Raw genomic sequence first — 16362 nt, 5'->3', positions numbered from 1 at the left:
TCGCGGCGGCGAGCCGCCAGGCACATCCCATGAACTGAGGGGTTGTCAGTTCCCGTCGACGCGAGTACGACTGGCCTGAGGAGCACTCGGGAGCACTCGGGAGGTCGCCATGATCACGGGAATCGAGCGGATCAGCCTCGTTCCGGACGAGATCCTGCTCATCGGCTCGGCGGTCGTGATCGAGACCGCCGAGCCCATCGACGAGGACGGGCTGGAACGCTCCGTCGGCGCGCGAGGGGTGCAGGGCCGGCTCACGCTCGGCGACGACCGCCGCCGGCTCACGTGGACGCCGTCGAAGCACGCGACACCCGGATGGTACGACTTCTCGGTCGACGAGCTGGCCAGCCGCGGGCGGCGCACCTCGGCGGGTGGGAGCATCCGCTTCGCGCTCGTCCGGTCGTCGGCGAAGGTGCCCGACGGCGTCGCGATCGAGGCCATGTCGCGGCTCCGTATCGACGCGTGGATGGTCGATCGCCTGCCGCTGTTCGAGGACCCCGGCGACGACCACTTCGTCGAGCTCATGAAGGCGACCGACCGTGAGTCGGGAGCGCCCGCGCGGCTGGCGTTCGACTCGCGCGGACGGGCGATCGACCCCGACGAGGTGGTCGCCGAGGTGCTCGCCGCCCGCATGAAGCGGTTCGGCAAGCTCGACGAGGACCTCGACCGGGTGCTGCGCAGCGCGGCCGGCGACGAGCGGATCCCGGTCGCGATCTGGGCGCGCGTCGAGGGCGACCTGCTCGATCCGGGCGACAAGTCGGCCGAGGGCTCAGGTGACCGGTCGGCCGAGGGGTCGGGGGAGGAGCCGGCGGAGGAGCCGGCGGCGGCGCGCGTCGACGAACGCCTGGCGGGCGCCATCCGCTCGGCCGTCGACCCGCTGCGGGAGGAGCTCGCGACGGTCGGCGTCGAGGCCGTACCCGACGGCCTCGCGCCCCTGGTCTACGCCGACCTCACGCCCGACGCCATCCGCCGCATCGAGGACCTGCCGCGCGTCGGCGCGATCTTCCGCTTCGACGCGCGCGGCTTCGAGGACCTCGACGACTCGATCGCGGTCGCGAACAGCGACGACGTGCACGCGCTCGGCGCGCGCGGTCGCGGCATCCGCGTGGCCGTGTGGGAGCGCGGCCCCGACTCGACCGCCGACCTCGCGATCGCGGGCACCTTCGACGCGTCGGGCGACACGTCGATCCATTCGCGGCTCGTGCACGGCGTCATCCGCAACACCGAGGCGAACCTGCCGAACGGGCACGCGCCCGACTGCCGCCTGTTCTCGGCGAACTCGTACGACCTCGCGGCGCTGCGGTGGGCCGTCGCCGACCGGCGCTGCACGGTGGTGAACCAGAGCTTCCATCGCGACGACGAGCAGACCTCGAGCGGCATGTCGTTCGACGACGTCTACAAGGACTGGCTGATCCTGCGCCCGCCCTACCCGACGATCGTGCAGGCTGCGGGCAACGGCGGCGACGACGAGTACGTCAATCACAAGGGCTTCAACTCGATCGCGGTCGCGAACCACAACGACGACGCGTCGGCGCTCTCGAGCACGTCGGTGTTCCGCAACCCGGCCTCGGCGCACGACGATCGCGAGCTGCCCGAGATCGCCGCGAACGGCACCGGGGTCTCGGCGGTGGGCACGAGCGACAGCGGCACGAGCTTCGCGTCGCCCGCGGTCGCCGGCATCGCGGCCCAGCTGCAGGCCGAGGACGGCGTGCTGCGGTCGTGGCCCGAGGGATGTCGCGCCATCCTGCTCGCCGGCGCGGGCCGTAACATCTCGGACTCGACCTGGTGGCAGGATGTCGCGTCGTCGGTCGACGGCTCGGACGGGTCGGGTGCCGCCAACGCGCTCGAGTCGCACCGCATCGTGCAGCAGCGCCGGTCACGCAACGCCGCCGCGACCCGCCGCGGCTGGGACGTCGGCGTGTTCGCCGACGCAGACGTCGACCGCAACGGCGACGCGGAGTTCGTCTACCGCGTCGTGGTGCCCGAGTGGCCGCTCGGTCCGCGTCACGTCAAGGTCGCGCTCGCGTGGGACAGCGAGGTCGTCGAGTTCTCGTTCCTCGGCATCCGCATCCCGATCAGCTCGACGCTCCGGCAGGACCTCGACCTGCGCATCTTCGATTCGAGCGGATGGCTCGTGGCCCACAGCCAGTCCTGGGACAACAGCTACGAGATCGCCGAGTTCGACGCGCGCCGCGGCGAGGAGTACACGATCCGGATCCGGCGCTGGTCGGGCACCGGATGGACGTGGTATGGCATCGCGTGGACCGTCACGGGCGGACTCCGCGACCTGCTCGACCTGACCGACCTAGCCTTCGAGCGCCCGATCGCGGGGTTCTTCGACATCTGAGCGGGGTGGATGGCGGGCGGCGTGTGCCGCCGACGCTCCTATGGATGTCAAGCGGGGTGTTCGAGGAGTCGGTAGAGGTCGCGGGCGATGTAGCGCTTGAGGCAGCGGATGATCTCGCGTCGAGTCCGGCCTTCGCGGGTGCGGCGGTCGGCGTAGGTGCGGGTTCGGTCGTCGTATCGGAGCCGTGAGAGGACGATGTTGTGCAGTGCGCGGTTCAGCTGGCGATCGCCATAACGGTTGAGGCGGTGCCGGTTCACGACTTGACTGCTGGTCGCGGGGATCGGGGCGACGCCGCCGAGCATCGCGAACGCGGCCTCGGAGTGAATACGGCCGGGGTGTGACCAGGCGCAGAGGATCACGGCGGCGTTGATGGGGCCGATGCCCTTCTGCTCGAGTAGGTCGGCGCGCATGGACCGGACGATGCGGAGGATCTCCTTCTCGTGCCCGGCGGCCTCCTCCGTCAGATCGAGGGCGCGCCGGGCGATGGTGCGCAGCACGGTGACCGTTGTCGTGGTTTCCAGATCCCACGATGAGTGCAGGCGCATCTTCGCGGCGGCTCGGAGCATGGCGGGCAGCTTCAACCCGCGCAGCTTGACCCGAATCGGTTCCGGGGCGGCGATGACAAGGCTGAACACCTGCCGTTGCGCGTCGGTGCACGCGCCGACAGCGGACCTGCGGGCAGCCAGCAACACAGACAGCGCCTGCCGGTCACCAGCGGTCCGCGGGGTACCCAACCGGCTGCGCGACAAGGCTTCTCGAGCAGCGCGGATCGCATCCAGCGAGTCGGACTTCGCGCCGTTGCGACGGTGCGCCCGCTCCGGTCGATCGAGTTCGATGACCAGCTCACCCCGCCCTTCGAGGTGGCGGGTGAGCCCTGCGCCGTGTCCTCCGGTTCCCTCGATCGCCCACGCCCGCAGGCCCGCGTGACCGTCAGCGAACTCGACCAACTCGGCGTAGCCGGCCCCGGTCGCATCGATGGTGAGCTGGGCCAGGACACCACCCGTTCCTGCATCGACCACAGCAGCGGTGTGGGTCAAGACGTGCGTGTCGACACCGATGACGACCTCGACCAGATCGGTCAAACTGTTCATGCGTTCTTCTCCTTGCCAGGACGGGACGTGGATCCCGGTCCGGGTCGGAGAATCGGCAGGACTGTGACGGGACACGACGAACGCCGCTAACGTTCGCCGGTCAAGCTCCTGATCAGGCCAGTCACTCCACTCGGGCCGGGGCCGGCAACCCCGAGTGGACAAGTCGCGGGAAAGGCACGAAGCCAGTCAGAGCAAGGGTCACACTCGAAGCCACCGACCACAGCCCACCAGCATCAGGCTGCAAACGCCATCCTCACAGTCAGCGCACCATGCTTCCCCTCGCGGCGGCGGGAGAAAGGTATACCGGGGATACTCGGCTACCGGGTGCACCGGCGGGTTGGTGCTTGGCAGCGAGGCGCGGGACCGGTATCTTCGCCTCCACCGGTTGACGACGATGTCACGATCAGTCAGTCGACGCATTGGGGGAGTACGTGATCTACGACGACCGGAATCGACTCACACGCGCCTTGCGCGAAACCACGGCGGGCGCCGAGCGCGAACTCGAGCTCGATGAGGCCGCGCGCGAGTGTGCCGAGGCGCTCCTCACGGGCGATCTCGACGGCGCGCAGTCGCACGCGGAGCGCTACTTCGAACTGAAGGGCGAGCGCCCCGAGGCCGCCTGACGCGGCGTGCCCCGCTCTTCGCCTCGCGGCCCCTGTCGGTTCACAGGAATCCCGGCGAGGTACAGACGCCGCCGATGGGTGCGGTCCTGTATGTCGTCGCTTCTCCTGTGATCACGCGGCCGCGCGATCAGAACGTGAAGGCGTCCCACAGGTCGCGGAGCCGGAATCGCGGCTTGGGCGGCCGGTTCGCGTCGAACGCGTCCTCGACGATGAACATCGCGTCGAGCCGCCAGCGCGGCGGGACCCGCCGCAGGGCGGCCTCGAGCCCGGCGACGTCCCGGACCGATGCCCAGGGGACGCGCTGCAGCTCGACCGCGGGGATGGCGCGATACCGGTAGTCGGGTTCCTCGGCCAGCCCTCCGGCGACGAGCCCGCGCGCGTAGTCTCGGAGGTTCTCGAGCTCCTCGTCCATCCAGTCGGAGAAGCGTTCGCGCGCGTCATCCGGCAGGCGCTCGACCATCGCCTGGACTGCGGCGGCGACGGGCGTCTCGCGCCAGTTCACGGGCTCCTCGTGCAGCTCGCCGGCCGCATCGGTCCACATCGCCGCTCATCCTCCTGCTTGCCGAACGTACCGGCTCGATCCTCGCAGCGGAGCGGAAGCGGACGGGAGTCCCCGAATGCGGGGTGAAACGACGCACCGCCGAAGTTGCGCCGTGCCGAGGGTCGCGTTCCGCGCGCGCGCGGCGAAGTCGTAGCATCGCTGGTGCGCGGGTCCCCAGCCCGCCGTACCCGCAACGAAGCCCGACGACCGTCCGACCCACGGCCCGCCGACACGACGGACCGGCCGCCCCCAGGAGTTCGGTTGACCCCCACCGACGACGACCCAATGCCCCCGGGCATGCGGGCGGGCGCGCACGCGCACCCCGTCGAGGTGGCCGCGGTGCCGGTTGCGCGGCATCCGCTCGCCGATCGCCGACGGTACTTCCTCAGCAGTCTTGAGCCCAGCGGCGAGTTCGACGCGGTCGTCGTGGCGGTGACGGATGGCGCGCGGCGGCGGTACTTCACGACCCGCGACGGTTCGCGCCTCGACGAGGTCGACGAGGCGTCGTTCGAGCGACGCAGCGAGGACGGCGCCCGGTCGCTGCTCGAGCTCGACGAGCGCGAGCTCGGCGAACTGGAGGCCGAGTTGCAGTTCGTGCGTCCGGTGCGCGGGCGCGATCCGATCGCCGAGGCGGAGGTCGCGGCGGACGGCGCGTACGGGCGCGAGCCCGCGGACGCAGGACCGGCCGGACTCGCCGTGCCGGCCGGACTCGCCGTGCCGGCCATGCCCGTCGAGGCGGGACCCGAGGAGGAGGTGACGCAGTTGGAGGACGAGTCCTATCCCACCGCGGAGGAGGTGGACCCGGTGACCGAGGAGTTCGAGGCGATGGTGCTCGAGTCCAGGCGCGCGACGTTCGTGCAGGCCGAGCCGGCGGCATCCGAGCCCGCGACATCCGGCCCCGCGACATCCGACCCGGCCCTCGCCGTCGAGGAGGCCGAGCCGCTATCGCAAGCCGCGCCGGAACCGCGCCCGCATCCCGCGCCCATCGCGGCGGCCGACGCCCTCGAGCAGGTCGCCCTCGCGAAGGGCATCGCGTTCATGGCGCATCGCGGCAAGCTCGACCGGAGCGGCATGCCCTACATCGACCACCCGGGACGCATCGCCGAGCGCTTCGACCCCACGGCCGAGCCCGTCGCGGCGGCCGCCGCGTGGCTGCACGACGTGCTCGAGGACACCGACGTCACCGCGCAGGAGCTCTTCGAGGCGGGGGTACTGCCCGAGGTCGTCGAGGTCGTCGAACTGCTCACGCGCACTCCGGAGGTCCCGGCCGACGAGTACTACGCACGGATCCGTCGCGACCCGACGGCGCGCCGGGTGAAGCTCGCCGACATCGACGACAACACCGCGCGCTGGCGCCTGCGCCGCCTCGACTACGACGTGCAGCTGCGTCTCATCGAGAAGTACCGCATCGCGCGCCGCGCGCTCGGCTCGCACTGAGGCGCCGCAGACGGCGCGCTCACCCGCGAAGCGACGCCGACGCCGACGCCGACGCTCACCCCGCCGCGTGCCGCTTGACCACCTCGGCGGCGTAGTCGGGCACCGAGTTCGTCCATGTCCGCGGCGGCCGTTCGTACGCCCCGGCCGGCGGTCGCGGCGGGATCTCGATCGGCTCGTACTCGACGGGCTCCCACGGCACCTTCGACAGCAGGTGCGCGATCATGTTGATCCGCGAGGTCCGCTTGTCGTCGCTCTCGACCTCGTACCAGGGCGCCTCGGCGATGTCGGTGTGGAGGATCATGTTGTCCTTCGCGCGCGAGTACTCCTCCCATTTCGTGATCGAGAGCACGTCGTTCGGGCTGAGCTTCCACCGCCGCATCGGATCGTCGGCCCGCGACCGGAACCGCTCCTCCTGCACGACATCCGACACGCTGAACCAGTACTTGAGCAGGATGATGCCGTCGTCGACGAGCATCCGCTCGAAGATCGGCGCCTGGTGCAGGAAGCGCTGGTACTCCTCGTTCGTGCAGTACCCCATGACCCGTTCGACGCCGGCCCGGTTGTACCAGGACCGGTCCATGAGCACGATCTCGCCGCCCGCGGGCAGGTGCGGCACGTACCGCTGGAAGTACCAGCGCGTCTTGTCGCGCGCGCTCGGCGTGGGCAGCGCGACGATGCGCGTGACGCGCGGGTTCATGTACTCGGTCACGCGCTTGATCGTGGAGCCCTTGCCCGCGGCATCCCGCCCCTCGAAGATCACCACGATCCGGGCGCCCGAATGCTGCACCCACGCCTGCATGTCCACGAGCTGCGCCTGCAGGTTCCGCAGTTCCCGCTCGTACAGCGCCTTCGGCATCCGTCTGGTCATCGGCACCCCTGAGATGAAGCCTAGAGCGGATGGCGCGGCGCGACGCGGCGCGACCGGCAGCAGCCGTCGAGGCGGTTCCGGTCATCGTTCGTCGAATTCCGGCTGATCTCTTGGCTGCGGCATCCGGCCGACCGTCCGATGCCGCAGTCTTGGACGCGTGACGCTCGACCCGCAGGCCCCCGCCACGCGCCCCCGCCGCATCCATCCCGCATGGATCGTCGCCGCCGTCGCGTTCCTCGCGCTCGTCGGCGCCGCCGGGTTCCGCGCCGCGCCGAGCGTGCTCATGCTGCCGCTCGAGGAGGAGTTCGGCTGGTCGCGCACCGAGCTCTCGGTCGCCGTGACCGTCAACCTGCTGCTGTTCGGCCTGACCGCGCCGTTCGCCGCGGCGCTCATGGCGAAGTTCGGCCTGCGCCGCGTGACGACGGCCGCGCTGCTGCTCGTCGCCGCGGGCGCCGGGCTCAGCGTGATCGCGACCGCGCCGTGGATGCTCGTGCTCACCTGGGGCCTGATGATCGGGCTCGGCACGGGCTCGATGGCGCTCGTGTTCGCCGCCACCGTCGCCGACCAGTGGTTCGTGCAGCGGCGCGGCCTCGTCGTCGGCGTCCTCACCGCGGGCAGCGCGACGGGGCAGCTGGCGTTCCTGCCGTTCATCGCGATCCTGGTCGAGCAGAGCGGATGGCGCGCCGCCTCGCTCCTCGTCGCGGCCGGTGCGCTCGCCGTGGTGCCGCTCGTGCTCATCTGGCTGCGCAACAGCCCGGCCGACATCGGGATGACGCCCTACGGTGCGCCATCCGGATACCGCCACGAGGCGCCGCCGCAGGGCAACCCGGTGCGCACGGCCCTGTCGACCCTGCGCCGCGCCTCGCGCGAGCGCACGTTCTGGGCGCTCGTGGCCGGCTTCGCGATCTGCGGCGCGACGACGAACGGGCTCGTCGGCACGCACTTCATCCCGAGCGCGCACGACCACGGCATGGCGGAGACGACCGCGGCGGGCCTGCTCGCGCTGGTCGGCATCTTCGACATCGTCGGCACGATCGCCTCCGGATGGCTCACCGACCGGGTGAACCCCCGGCTGCTGCTCGCCGTCTACTACGCGGGTCGCGGCCTCGGCCTGCTCGCGCTGCCGTTCCTGCTGTCGGATGCGGTGCACCCGCCGATGATCCTCTTCGTCGTGATCTACGGGCTCGACTGGGTCGCCACCGTGCCGCCCACGGTCGTGCTGTGCCGCGAGCTCTTCGGGGCCGACGGGCCCGTGGTGTTCGGCTGGGTGTTCGCCGCGCATCAGGTCGGCGCCGCGATCGCGGCGACCGCGGCCGGTGCGGTGCGCGATGTCAGCGGCGAGTACACGCTCGCGTGGTTCGGTGCGGCCGGGCTGTGCGTGGTCGCGGCGGTCGTGAGCTTCTCGATCCGGAGGGCACCGCGGCGGATGGCGCCGGAGCCGGCGCTCGACGAGGTGGGGTAGGCGCGGCATCCGCCGTCGCGTCAGTCGAACTGCACCGTGCGGATGTCGGTGTGCACGAAGCGTCCCACGCGTGCTGTACCGCCACCAGGGTGATGCCGCCCGGACGGAACCACCGTGAATCGGTCGACGGAGTCTCCCACATCCGACGAGGTGAGCGGAGTGTCGATCCCCACCCGTCCCGTTCGACGCATCAGTAGGGAGACCCGCCGCCCCGCGGCATCCGCTCTCGAAGGCCTCGATCACGGAGAAGATCATGTCGACACCCCGGGCACTCCGCCCCGTCCGCACTCCCGCCTACCGCTGGCTCGCCGCCGCGCTCGTGTCGTCGCTGGTCGGCGCCGGCATCTGGATGGTCGCGCTGGTCTGGCAGATCGTCGCGATCGGCGGCGGGGCGGCTGAGCTCTCGCTCGTCGCGGGCGCGTCGGCGGTCGGCATGCTGCTGACGACGCTGCTCGGTGGGGCGCTGGCCGATCGGATGTCGCAGCGGCGCATCCTGCTCGTCGTCGAGGTCGGGCGCGCCGCGAGTGTCGGGGTCGTCGCGCTGCTCTCGCTCGCCGGCGGGCTCGCGGTGTGGCAGCTCGCGGCGGTCGCGTTGGTCGGCGGCGTGCTGGCCGGCCTCTACTACCCGGCGTACTCGGCGCTGCTGCCGAGCGTCGTGCCCGAGGACCAGCTGCTCGCGGCGAACGGTTTCGAGGGGATGGCGCGGCCCGTGCTCATGCAGGCCGGCGGCCCGGCGCTCGCGAGCGCGCTCATCGCGGTGTCGTCGCCCGGGGCGGCGCTGGCCGTGACCGCGCTGACCGGCGTCGCGGCGGCGGCGTGCCTGTGGAGGGTGCCCGAGGCGACGGCGCGCGACGCCGAGCAGGGCGAGCCCGAACGGGTCGACCCCGAGCACCCCGAGCGGATGGCGCAGGCCGCCGCCCCGCGGCATCCGGTCCTGGCACTGCTCGCCGATGTGCGCGACGGATTCGTCTACATGGCCCGCACGCCGTGGCTGCTGGGCACGCTGGGGTTCGCGTCGCTGCTGATCCTGCTGATCATGGGCCCGTTCGAGGTGCTCGTGCCGTTCGTGATCAAGGACGTCGCCGGCGGCGGACCCGAGGAGCACGCGCTGGTGCTCGCCGCGTTCGGCATCGGCGGCGCGGTCGGGTCGGCGGTCATCGCGTCGCTCCGGATGCCGCGGCGCTACCTGACCGTGATGAACCTGCTGTGGGCGGTCGGCTGCGTGCCGCTCGCGGTGTTCGGCCTGACCGACCAGGTGTGGGTGATGGTGATCGCGGCGTTCCTCGTCGGTGCGGCGTTCAACGGCGGCGTCGTGATCTGGGGCACGCTGCTGCAGCGCCGGGTGCCGGCAGAGATGCTCGGCCGGGTTTCGAGCCTCGACTTCTTCGTCTCGCTCGCGTTCATGCCGGTGTCGATGGCGTTCGCCGGGCCGGCGGGGGAGTCGCTCGGGCTGCCGGTGGTGTTCCTGATCGCGGGCGTCGCGCCGCTGATGATCGGGGTGGTCGCGATCGTCGCGGCGCGGATGACGCGGGACGAGATCGCGAACCCGCTCGAGTCGGCCGAAGCCGAGTCCGAGGCCGGGGCGTCGGCGTCGCCCACGGCGGAACGCGCGGCGATCGCGGTGTGACGGTCGACGCGAGCGGATGGCGCGGGCGCGAGCTCGCGCCATCCGTCGTCATCGTCGTCATCGGTCCCGGCGCGCGCCGGCGTGCATCGACGCGCGACCTCAGAACCGCTCGGGGAACTGCGCGATCAGGCCGGCGCTGAGCAGGTCGGCCATCTCGGCCATGTGCGCCTGCGCCTCGTCGAACTTCGCGATGCCGGACTCGTAGTCGCCCGCGAGCACGTCGGCCGCGTAGGCGGTGGTCTGCGTGATGTGGGTCTCCATCATGCTGCGCAGGTCGCGCTTGGACCATTCCTTGTTCGCGGCGGCGAGGAAGTCGGCGATGTCGCGCGCGTTGGCGTACCAGTCGTCGAGCGCGGCGTCGAAGGCCTTGGTGTCGCCGGCCTCCGCGGCACCGAGTACCGGGACCGCCAGCGTGATGTGGGTCTGCAGCAGCTCGGTGAGCTCGGCCGCCGCCTCCTCGCCGTAGAACGGCGCGATGGCGTCGCCGATGTCGGCCTGGTTGGCGAGCAGGCGCGCGACCGTGGGGTCGAGCGCGGGCGAGTCCTCGGCGAACGCGACGACGGTGGACCACGTCCAGGCCATGTGCTGGTCCCAGAGCGTGCGCATGGCGGCGTACAGGCTCGCCTCGGCCGACGCGTCGGGAAGCTCGTGCGACATGCCGGGATGGGTCTGCGTCGTCGCGGAGGCCCGGTCGGCGACGGCGACCGCGCCGGCGCTGGGGCTGCAGGCGGTGAGCAGGCCGCCGGTGAGCGCGAACGCGGCGATCAGCGAGACGGTGGACGCACGAAGCGCGGCCGTGGATCGAGTGCGCATGATGGTTCCTTCCTGGTCGGAGCCCGTGCGCCGATCGAGCGCGTGCATCGTGATGCGCGAACGCGACGGCGCCGGTGTCTCGCAGTGTTGGTGCGGGTTCGGTGGGCGGTCTTACCGGCCGGATGGAGTCGTGCACATCTCGGTAAGATGTGGCGCGTTCGCGACACTCACTTCATATGACCAGTTCCGACGCGATCCGCGGGATGCCGCCACCGGAGCGTTCCCAGCCTCGTGGGCGCGCACTGCGGTGGCGCCGCGAGCAGCTCATCGCCGCGGGGCTCGACGAGGTCACGGCGCAGCGCCTCGCCTCGGACGAGACGGTCGACGTGCACGCGATCATCGTCGCGCGCGAGCTCGCCCGCGCCGCGGGCGCCGAGGTGGAGCCGGACGGGCGGCCACGAGGTGAGTGAGCTGGGCGACCTCGACCGTGCGATGGTCGGCACGGGACATCCGGATGCCGCGTACCGCCGCATCGAACATGGGCGAGCGGATGGCACGCCCGGCGACCCGGACTGGGTCGCCCGCCTCTCGGCGACCGGACACGTGCGCGACGCGGCGGTGGGCGACCTGCACCGGCTGATGCTGCGTGCGGCCCGGCACCAGGTCGGGCGGATGCCCGAGGCGGTCGGCCTCGGAGCGGCTCGGCGCGACGAGGTCGTGCATTCGGCGGCCGACGAGGCGACCGTGTCGGTGCTGTCGCGGCTGGCCACCTTCGAGGGGCGCAGCCGGTTCACGACGTGGGCCTTCAAGTTCGCCATCCTGCAGGCCGGTGTCGAGGTGCGGCGCGCCGCGTGGCACGACCGGGAGATCGAGCTCACCGACCTGCCCGATCGCCGCGACGCCGTCCTGCCATCGCCCGAGGCGCATGCGGAGTTGCGCGAGCTCGGCCGGGCGGTGCGCAACGGACTCGCGGTGGCGGTCACACCGCACCAGCGACGGATCATGCTCGCGGTGCTCGTCGACGGCGTGCCCATCGACGTGCTGGCCGAGCGGCTGGGCACGAATCGCGGGGCGTTGTACAAGACCCTGCATGATGGGCGGCAACGGTTGCGCGCGTTCCTCGCGGAGCGCGGGTTCCTGAGGGAGCACGGCTCGAAGGAGGTGGACCGATGACCGGAGACGGGAGGTTGAGCGCCGAGGCGATCGCGCGCCTGACGGCCGACACCGAACCGTGGCTCTCGTGCGACGACTGCTTCGACCAGGTCGATGCCGCCGTCGAGGGCCTCCTCGGTTCGACCGGGCCGCTGACCGAACCTCTGCGCGTGCACCTGCGCGGGTGCGGCGCCTGCCTCGAGGAGGCGCGATCGCTGGCCGCGCTGATCGCCGAGGAGTATCGCCTCTCGGCCGCCGAGGCGGTCACCCGGCTGGATGGCGCACTCGGCCGGTGAGCGGAGCCGTGCTGGGGTCGTGCGTGGGCCGTGCACGATCGTCGGTCGAGAACCCGGAACGGCGTCCTGGCCGGGTCGCTCGCCCGTGCGTGCCCAGCGGACCGGGTGCAGCGTGTCGGCGCGCTGCGCACGCCGGGCAGCAGGGCGGGAGTACGCTGCTCGCGCAGCGACAGGCGGCGCACCCCGGCGCAGCGCAGCGAGAGGCGGCCTCGGCCGCGGCGAGGAGGCGGAGATGGTTCCCGAGATCAACTACTGGGCGGTGCTGCTGGCGACGGCGTCGAGCATGGTGGTCGGCTCGATCTGGTACACGCCGAAGGTGTTCGGCACGCGCTGGGCGAAGCTCGCGAAGGTCGACATGGATCGTCCGGCCGCGAGCGCCGTGATGCCGATCGTGGTGACGGTGATCGTCAGCTTCATCACGGCCTGGGTGCTTGCGGGCGCCTCGACGATCTCGTGGCACTTCTACGGCGGCGGCTACCTGATGGCGGCGCTGTTCACGGCGCTGATCCTGTGGGCGGGGTTCACGGCGGCGCGGTTCATCACGCACGACGCGTTCGAGGGCCGCCCGTCGACGCTGACCATCATCAACATCGCGCACGAGCTCGTGACGCTCGTCGTCATGGGCCTGATCATCGGGGTGTGGCCGCCGGCCGGTACGGTCTGAGCTGCGGAGGCCCGGGGTCTCGCCCACGCCGACGCCCACGCCGACGTGGGGTGCTCGATCAACCGAGCATCGCGAGGAACCGTCGCATCCGCCCGGCCATCTCCTCGGGCGCCTCGGCCGCGGCGAAGTGCCCGCCCTCGTCGAGCCGGTCGAACCAGCGCAGGTCGCGGTAGAACGACCGGGCGAGCGATTCGGGATACGTGCCCTCGTGCCGCTGGATCCACACCGCCGCCGGCACCGACACGGGCGGAATCGGATCGACGGCGTCGGCGCCCTCGTAGTACGGGCGGAACGACGACTGGATCGACTGGGTGACCCAGTAGATCATCGCCTCGGTGAGGATGCGGTCGCGCGAGATGCGGCGCTCGACGGCGGCCGGATCGCCGGGCGGGGTGTCGCTCCACTCGACGAGCTTCTCGGCGAGCCAGGCGAGCAGGCCCGCGGGGGAGTCGTTCAGGGCGACTGCGAGCGTGTCGGGCCTGGTCGACTGCACGTGGCCGTAGGCGCCATCCGTTTCGTGCTTCTCGGCGAGGGCTGCGAAGAAGGCGTGCTCGTCGGGATCGGTGAGCGCCTCGCGCTCGGCGTAGGTCGGGAAGTGCGCGTGCGTCGCGACGATGCCGGCGACGTGCTCGGGGAAGCTCGCGGCGATGAGGTCGCTGACGTTCGCCGTGACATCCTCGCCGTAGGTGACGTATCCCGTGTAGCCGAGCACGTCGGTCATGAGGCGGTGCATGGTGTCAGCCATCCGGCGTTCGGTCATCGGGCCGTCGGCGTACGGCGACGAGAACCCGAACCCGGGCAGGCTGGCGACCACTACGTGCACGTCGGGCAGCAGGTCGGCGAAGTCGAGCTGCAGCGCGAAGGTGTGCGGCCACCCGTGCATCACGAGCAGCGCGGGCGCATCGGGTCGTTCGGACCGCAGGTGCACGAAGTGCGCGCGGGCGTCGTCGATCTGCACGGTGAACTGCGGATGGCGATTGAGCCAGGTCTCTCGGGCGCGCCAGTCCCAGTTCCGCCACGCGTCGACGAGCTCGCGCAGGTACACCGCACTCATGCCGGAGGGCGGCTTCCGCGGCGAGTCGTCGAGGATGCGGGTGCGATTCAACCGGGCGTGCACGTCGTTGAGGACGTCGTCGGGCACGCGGATGGTGAAGGGTTCGGGCGCCGTCATGGTCTGAACGTAGGCGGTACCGCTGACACGGACGCGGCACGGGTGACGACTACGGCGTGCCATCGTCGTCGGTGTACTCGTCGACGACCCGCCTGGTGAATTCGTCGGCCATGCGACGTGTCTGCTCGCTCTTCGCGGCCGCGTCTTCGGGCGTCGCGGTCGTCGCCCAGAGATCGGCGATGCGGTCCTCGAGGTCGCGGACCTGCGCTCGCATCGCCTCATCAGTGCGCAGGCGCGCCTGCTCGGCGGCGTCGTGCACGGCCCGGACGGCGGTGTCCACGATCCGGCGCTCGAGGAGCACCACGATCCCGACGAGCAGCAGCGTGGTGCCGACCCCGCCGAGCACGCCGGCGAGATACGTCGGCCGATCGCCGACCGGTGCGACGAGGAGTCCCACGAGGATGCTGGCGAGACCGAGCACGATGCATCCGACGAACCAGCCCCAGCGGATGCGAAGGCGCGACGGCATGCTCGGTTCGGTCATGCCGTCAGCGTAGGGGTGGGCGTCGCGCGATCCGGATGGCGCCACGCGGCACCGTCGCTGCGACGGCGACGAGCGGGGTCGGGACCTCGGGTTGCCCCCACCGCGCCCGGACGCCGACTCGGCATCGTCGCCGACGCGGTCGGGCCGCACCATGTTCACGCGTGCGGGCGCGCGTACGCGACCGCGCTCACGTCGCCGACTCGACCATGTCCGCCGTCGCCGTCGGGCCGCACCGCCTTCACGGATGGGGACGCGAGTACGCGGCCGCGCTCACGCCGCCGCCTCGGTTCGCGGCAGCGCGAAGCGCGCGCGGCCGCCGAGCCGGGGTGTCTGCGTGACATCCACATGGGGCGGTGGGATGAACCACACCTCGCTTCGGCTCGCGCGGATGCTCCATCCTTCGCGATGGATCCGGTGGTGGCAGAAGACGCAGAGCATGACGCCGTTGCTCAGGTCGGTCGGGCCGGCGTCGCGCTCCCACCACCGTATGTGGTGGGCGTCGACGTAGGCGACGTCTTGGCCGCAGGAGGCGCAACCGCCGTCGCGCTCGGCGAGCGCGAGGCGCTGCGACCGGCTGAACAGGCGAGCCGTGCGCCCGAGGTCGAGGGGAACGCTCTCGCCGCCGAGCACCGCAGGGATGAGCTGCGCGTCGGCGGACATGCGACGGGCGGTGGCCGCCGAGATCGGGTGGACGATGCCGTCGATGCGCGCATGCCCGAGCCCGTCGACGAGGCTCTCGAGCGCCATGCGCACGACGACGGTCGTCTTCGCGAGCGGCGCGAGCGTCTCGGTGCAACCCAGCGCGTGCCGCGCGATCGCGGCGAGCGCGTCGGCCTGGATCTGCGGGATCGAACGGTGGTCGTCGACGACCGGACCGGCGTCGACGTCTGTGTCGCCGGCTCGGGGGCTCCGGCGGCGCAGCACGTCGCTCACGAGTGCCTCGATTGCGGCCTTGACCGGGGCCGCACTCTCGGGGTCGAGGCGTGCGTGCAGGTGCAGCATGCCCGCACCGTCTTCGCGCAGGGTGAGCGACCTTCCGCTGCGCAGCTCCTCCTCGCGGGGCTCGATTCCGTCGCGGTCGAGCCTGGCTTCGGCCTCGCGGATGCCGCGCATCAGCAGCTCGAGCGGCACCTTCGCCGCGAGATCGACCAGCACCGCCTCGGTCGTCTCGGCCAGCCGCGGGTCGGCGCGAAGCCGCACCCGGTCGAGCATCGTGGTGATCGCGGACGCCGCGTCGACGCCGATGCGGGCGGAATCGAGTGCCGCGGCGACATGCGGATGCTTCGACGGGAGCCGCTCGCCGCCGAAGGACCGTCGCTCGGCGGTCGCGGCGCCGACGGCGATCAGCTTCGCCGCATCGCCCCGCGAGGCCCCGGTCGATGCGGCGAGCAGCCGCACGGGGTTGGCGAAGCCGTGCACCCTCGCAAGACTTGACTCGCGCGCCTCGCGGTTCGAACGCGCCGACACCTCTGCGGCGACGCGAGCCAGGAGTACCTCGGCGTCGCGCCGCACGGCGGCGAGCGCATCGGTCACGCGGACCAACCCGGCGTCGCTCATCTGCTCGACCTCGACTTGGGTCGCGCCCGCAACAGCGCCGAACGCCGGCAGCGCCTCGGCCCACGCCGCACGCAGCACCTCGACGTCTCGGTCGAGGGGGCCCAGCGGCTGGTTCATGGCTCCATCCTGCCCGAGGCCACCGACATTCGAAGGAGCAGGAAACCAACCCTGATCGGGCCAATCACCTGTGGATAAGTCCGACCGCGGCGCCCCTGTGGAGGACAAGTCGCCACCCCGACCAGCCCGGCGCCGCGATGCACGGGCGACGAAGACTCCCACTCAGCAACGCAGC

General features: G+C 71.7%; 16 protein-coding genes. 9 read left to right on the top strand and 7 right to left on the bottom strand.

Annotated features, from left to right (window positions below; genetic code table 11):
- The first annotated feature begins 109 nt into the window (after nucleotides 1-109).
- Nucleotides 110-2344, top strand: a complete 2235-nt coding sequence (locus AC3RKB_RS02695) for a S8/S53 family peptidase (protein WP_491434434.1) — start codon at nucleotides 110-112, stop codon at nucleotides 2342-2344.
- 47 nt (nucleotides 2345-2391) lie between these two features.
- On the opposite strand, the gene AC3RKB_RS02690 is transcribed toward AC3RKB_RS02695, so the two are convergent.
- On the bottom strand, nucleotides 2392-3435 hold the full coding sequence (locus tag AC3RKB_RS02690) for an IS110 family RNA-guided transposase (protein ID WP_491434433.1): 1044 nt from the start codon (nucleotides 3433-3435) through the stop codon (nucleotides 2392-2394).
- 431 nt (nucleotides 3436-3866) lie between these two features.
- Between AC3RKB_RS02690 and AC3RKB_RS02685 the strand changes: the two genes are divergently transcribed.
- The gene (locus tag AC3RKB_RS02685; protein WP_491434432.1) at nucleotides 3867-4058 is read left to right on the top strand and encodes a hypothetical protein; all 192 of its coding nucleotides are present in this window, start codon (nucleotides 3867-3869) and stop codon (nucleotides 4056-4058) included.
- 127 nt (nucleotides 4059-4185) lie between these two features.
- Here the strand turns inward: AC3RKB_RS02685 and AC3RKB_RS02680 are convergent, their stop codons facing one another.
- Nucleotides 4186-4599, bottom strand: a complete 414-nt coding sequence (locus AC3RKB_RS02680) for a hypothetical protein (protein ID WP_491434431.1) — start codon at nucleotides 4597-4599, stop codon at nucleotides 4186-4188.
- A 261-nt stretch (nucleotides 4600-4860) separates the two neighbouring features.
- Between AC3RKB_RS02680 and AC3RKB_RS02675 the strand changes: the two genes are divergently transcribed.
- A complete protein-coding gene (locus AC3RKB_RS02675) occupies nucleotides 4861-6036 on the top strand; it encodes a hypothetical protein (protein WP_491434430.1) in 1176 nt (391 codons plus the stop codon).
- 55 nt (nucleotides 6037-6091) lie between these two features.
- On the opposite strand, the gene ppk2 is transcribed toward AC3RKB_RS02675, so the two are convergent.
- Nucleotides 6092-6904 carry a polyphosphate kinase 2 gene (ppk2, locus tag AC3RKB_RS02670; protein ID WP_491434429.1) on the bottom strand — a complete coding sequence of 271 codons (813 nt, stop codon included), beginning with the start codon at nucleotides 6902-6904 and terminating at the stop codon, nucleotides 6092-6094.
- 157 nt (nucleotides 6905-7061) lie between these two features.
- On the opposite strand from ppk2, the gene AC3RKB_RS02665 reads away from it, so the two are divergent.
- The gene (locus AC3RKB_RS02665) at nucleotides 7062-8366 is read left to right on the top strand and encodes an MFS transporter (RefSeq protein ID WP_491434428.1); all 1305 of its coding nucleotides are present in this window, start codon (nucleotides 7062-7064) and stop codon (nucleotides 8364-8366) included.
- Nucleotides 8367-8619: 253 nt separating this feature from the next.
- Nucleotides 8620-9993, top strand: a complete 1374-nt coding sequence (locus AC3RKB_RS02660) for an MFS transporter (RefSeq protein WP_491434427.1) — start codon at nucleotides 8620-8622, stop codon at nucleotides 9991-9993.
- Between the two features lie 99 nt (nucleotides 9994-10092).
- On the opposite strand, the gene AC3RKB_RS02655 is transcribed toward AC3RKB_RS02660, so the two are convergent.
- A complete protein-coding gene (locus AC3RKB_RS02655) occupies nucleotides 10093-10806 on the bottom strand; it encodes a hypothetical protein (protein WP_491434426.1) in 714 nt (237 codons plus the stop codon).
- 176 nt (nucleotides 10807-10982) lie between these two features.
- Between AC3RKB_RS02655 and AC3RKB_RS02650 the strand changes: the two genes are divergently transcribed.
- The 4 genes from AC3RKB_RS02650 to AC3RKB_RS02635 all read left to right on the top strand — a co-directional run bounded on the left by AC3RKB_RS02650 (nucleotide 10983) and on the right by AC3RKB_RS02635 (nucleotide 12858).
- Nucleotides 10983-11216 carry a hypothetical protein gene (locus tag AC3RKB_RS02650; protein WP_491434425.1) on the top strand — a complete coding sequence of 78 codons (234 nt, stop codon included), beginning with the start codon at nucleotides 10983-10985 and terminating at the stop codon, nucleotides 11214-11216.
- Nucleotides 11209-11919 (top strand): RNA polymerase sigma factor, encoded by a 711-nt coding sequence (locus AC3RKB_RS02645; RefSeq protein WP_491434424.1) that lies wholly within the window; start codon nucleotides 11209-11211, stop codon nucleotides 11917-11919. The genes AC3RKB_RS02650 and AC3RKB_RS02645 overlap by 8 nt, the downstream gene beginning before the upstream one ends.
- Nucleotides 11916-12194 carry a hypothetical protein gene (locus AC3RKB_RS02640; protein ID WP_491434423.1) on the top strand — a complete coding sequence of 93 codons (279 nt, stop codon included), beginning with the start codon at nucleotides 11916-11918 and terminating at the stop codon, nucleotides 12192-12194. Before AC3RKB_RS02645 ends, AC3RKB_RS02640 begins: the two co-directional genes overlap by 4 nt.
- Nucleotides 12195-12426: 232 nt before the next feature.
- Nucleotides 12427-12858, top strand: a complete 432-nt coding sequence (locus AC3RKB_RS02635; protein WP_491434422.1) for a DUF1761 domain-containing protein — start codon at nucleotides 12427-12429, stop codon at nucleotides 12856-12858.
- A gap of 58 nt (nucleotides 12859-12916) precedes the next feature.
- Here the strand turns inward: AC3RKB_RS02635 and AC3RKB_RS02630 are convergent, their stop codons facing one another.
- The 3 genes from AC3RKB_RS02630 to AC3RKB_RS02620 form a co-directional block, all read right to left on the bottom strand.
- Nucleotides 12917-14029 carry an epoxide hydrolase family protein gene (locus tag AC3RKB_RS02630; RefSeq protein WP_491434421.1) on the bottom strand — a complete coding sequence of 371 codons (1113 nt, stop codon included), beginning with the start codon at nucleotides 14027-14029 and terminating at the stop codon, nucleotides 12917-12919.
- 49 nt (nucleotides 14030-14078) lie between these two features.
- Nucleotides 14079-14513: a hypothetical protein gene (locus tag AC3RKB_RS02625; protein WP_491434420.1), complete on the bottom strand. Its 435-nt coding sequence runs from the start codon at nucleotides 14511-14513 to the stop codon at nucleotides 14079-14081.
- A 270-nt stretch (nucleotides 14514-14783) separates the two neighbouring features.
- Entirely contained in the window at nucleotides 14784-16187 is a 1404-nt protein-coding gene (locus AC3RKB_RS02620) for an HNH endonuclease signature motif containing protein (RefSeq protein ID WP_491434419.1), read from the bottom strand.
- Nucleotides 16188-16362: the final 175 nt, after the last annotated feature.

Source organism: Agromyces capsici, from assembly GCF_058349965.1.
The sequence above is the reverse complement of the archived record's forward strand: the minus strand, read 5'-3'. Positions and strand labels throughout refer to the sequence as shown.

What these genes read in the sequence shown, in the direction of transcription:
- AC3RKB_RS02695 (WP_491434434.1), top strand. Translation starts at nt 110, where the DNA reads ATGATCACGGGAATCGAGCGGATCAGCCTCGTTCCGGACGAGATCCTG.
- AC3RKB_RS02690 (WP_491434433.1), bottom strand. Translation starts at nt 3,435, where the DNA reads ATGAACAGTTTGACCGATCTGGTCGAGGTCGTCATCGGTGTCGACACG.
- AC3RKB_RS02680 (WP_491434431.1), bottom strand. Translation starts at nt 4,599, where the DNA reads ATGTGGACCGATGCGGCCGGCGAGCTGCACGAGGAGCCCGTGAACTGG.
- ppk2 (WP_491434429.1), bottom strand. Translation starts at nt 6,904, where the DNA reads ATGACCAGACGGATGCCGAAGGCGCTGTACGAGCGGGAACTGCGGAAC.
- AC3RKB_RS02660 (WP_491434427.1), top strand. Translation starts at nt 8,620, where the DNA reads ATGTCGACACCCCGGGCACTCCGCCCCGTCCGCACTCCCGCCTACCGC.
- AC3RKB_RS02655 (WP_491434426.1), bottom strand. Translation starts at nt 10,806, where the DNA reads ATGCGCACTCGATCCACGGCCGCGCTTCGTGCGTCCACCGTCTCGCTG.
- AC3RKB_RS02650 (WP_491434425.1), top strand. Translation starts at nt 10,983, where the DNA reads ATGACCAGTTCCGACGCGATCCGCGGGATGCCGCCACCGGAGCGTTCC.
- AC3RKB_RS02640 (WP_491434423.1), top strand. Translation starts at nt 11,916, where the DNA reads ATGACCGGAGACGGGAGGTTGAGCGCCGAGGCGATCGCGCGCCTGACG.
- AC3RKB_RS02635 (WP_491434422.1), top strand. Translation starts at nt 12,427, where the DNA reads ATGGTTCCCGAGATCAACTACTGGGCGGTGCTGCTGGCGACGGCGTCG.
- AC3RKB_RS02630 (WP_491434421.1), bottom strand. Translation starts at nt 14,029, where the DNA reads ATGACGGCGCCCGAACCCTTCACCATCCGCGTGCCCGACGACGTCCTC.
- AC3RKB_RS02625 (WP_491434420.1), bottom strand. Translation starts at nt 14,513, where the DNA reads ATGACCGAACCGAGCATGCCGTCGCGCCTTCGCATCCGCTGGGGCTGG.
- AC3RKB_RS02620 (WP_491434419.1), bottom strand. Translation starts at nt 16,187, where the DNA reads ATGAACCAGCCGCTGGGCCCCCTCGACCGAGACGTCGAGGTGCTGCGT.